The sequence below is a fragment of the Achromobacter sp. genome, from assembly GCF_036567245.1.
Lineage (GTDB): Bacteria > Pseudomonadota > Gammaproteobacteria > Burkholderiales > Burkholderiaceae_B > Achromobacter.
The window spans coordinates 1-1896 of the sequence record NZ_DATCUY010000590.1; the positions used below are offsets into that span (position 1 = coordinate 1).

General features: G+C 69.1%; 2 protein-coding genes and 1 pseudogene. All 3 read right to left on the bottom strand.

Annotation, left to right across the window (positions count from 1 at the left end):
* Positions 1 to 215, bottom strand: a pseudogene (locus VIR09_RS24960) (DUF3613 domain-containing protein); the annotation flags it as partial.
* A gap of 23 nt (positions 216 to 238) precedes the next feature.
* A complete protein-coding gene (locus tag VIR09_RS24965) occupies positions 239 to 1108 on the bottom strand; it encodes a tetratricopeptide repeat protein (protein ID WP_332015290.1) in 870 nt (289 codons plus the stop codon).
* Positions 1108 to 1896, bottom strand: a 789-nt coding sequence (locus VIR09_RS24970; protein WP_332015291.1) for a type II secretion system F family protein, incomplete at its 5' end; no start/stop codon positions are given. The genes VIR09_RS24965 and VIR09_RS24970, both read right to left, overlap by 1 nt.

The following is a 1896-nucleotide window of genomic DNA, read 5'->3' on the forward strand; positions in this document are numbered from 1 at the left end:
GCTTGCGGCAGCGGAGTCTGCATCTGCTGCACCACCGGCCGGTCGGGCATGGCAGCTGCGGGGGAAGATGCGGGGGCAGGCGCGGGCGCGCTGCTCGCGGCGCCCGACATGCTGCCCGTCAGCGGCGCATTGGATTGCGCATGGCAGGCAGAAGGCGCCAGCGCCCCCAGGGCGCAGGCCAGGATGAACAATGCGGGCTGGGTCGAATGAGACATGGCAGTCTTCCTCAAAACGGGGGTTAGCGCACGATGGGTCCGTTGCCCAACCCTTCCATCAACGGGCTCATGGTCGGCATGACCGCCTGCCCGCCGCTGGACACCCGGGTGGCCGGCGCGTAGGACGCGCCCGGCGCCGGGGCCAACTGGCCGCGGATCTCGGCGGCCAGGCGCAATACCTGCCCGCGCGCTTCATCGCTCAACTGCGCCCGCTCCATCAGGCGCTGCGCCTTGAGCGGATCGCCCTCGACCAGCAGCAGCACCGCCAGGTTCGCCAGCACCTTGCCGCTTTCCGGCGTCAATTCGGCCGCTTGCCCCAGAGGCACGCGCGCACCCGCCGGATCGCCCGCCCGCAGCCGCGCGTAGCCCAGGTCACCCAGGATCCGCGCGTCCATCGGCGCCAGCCTGGCCGCGCGCGAAAAGTAATCGGCCGCCTGGTCGAACTGCCCGCGCGATCCAGCGATCAGGCCCAGGCCATGCCAGCCCTCGGCGGCCTGGTCGGTAGCGGTCAGCGCGCGGTAGGCCTGCTCGCTCTGCGCCGCCTGTCCGGTCTGGCGCAGCGCCTCGGCGCGCAGAACCGCCACCCGCGCATCGTTGCCGTACTTCTGCTGATAGCCGTCGATGTAAGCGAGCGACGCGTAATAGCGTTCCTGGCGCTGCGCCTCGACGATCATGGACAGCATCATCTCGGGCTCCTTGGGCCGGCTCTTGCTCTGGGCCTCGTCTTCCTTCTGCCGCATCAGCGCCTGCTCCTGCTGCTGTTGCTGGATCAGCTGCCAGGCGGATTCCGCGTTGTTGGTCTTGCATCCGCTCAAGCCCGCGCCCGCAGCCAGCGCCGTGGCCGCCAGCGCGCAACGCCATGCGCGCGACCTGCTTTCCGTTGCGCCGTTCATTACATTCCCCCCATGCGCGACAAGCCGCGCAACACCGCGATAAACCCCGCCCCGCCCGTAACGATCAACAGCGCGGGCAACAGGGTCACGATCATGACCCCCGTCATCTTGACCGTGGTCTTGCCCACCTTCTCCTTCAGTTCCAGGCGTCGCTTGTCCCGCAGACGCTCGCCAAAACGGTTCAAGGGCTCCTGCACCGCGCCCCCATGCTGGTCCACCTGCGCGATCAGGCGGCAGATGGCGGACAGGTCGTCGTTGTCGAAGCCCGTGGCCAGCCTGGCCAGCGATTGCTCGCGCGTGCGGCCGCGCACATAGAGTTCGGAGGCCAGGCGCAATTCGAACGCCAGCACTGGCAGCACCTGCCCGAACTCCTTGACCAGCACCTGCAGGCTCTGGTCGATCGACAGGCCCACGCCCTGCAACAGGCGCAGCAGGTCGATCAGCAGGGGCAGCTCGTCGGCCGCTTGCCTGCGGCGGCGCGCCAGACGCCGCTGCACGATCCACTTGGGCAGCATGTAGCCGGCCGCGAAGCCGACAAAACCCGCGACGAAGGCGCCCATCGGCATGGCCGGAAGATGCTTGCTCAGGTCCAGCGTGACCGCCGCCACCGGCAGCAGGATCGCCAAACCGAACCGGATCAGCACGAAACGTGAACGCGCGGTGCCAGGATTGGCATAGCCCGCCATGTCCACCAGCTTGCGGTCCTCGGAGGCCAGCAGCGCGTCGGCCAGCCGGCCCTCGCTCAGGCGTTTGCCGAAGGTGTCGGCCGCCCGCGCAGCCGCAGCCAG

Excerpts from the sequence above, each read along its gene's own strand:
- VIR09_RS24965 (WP_332015290.1), bottom strand. The coding sequence starts at position 1,108 with ATGAACGGCGCAACGGAAAGCAGGTCGCGCGCATGGCGTTGCGCGCTG.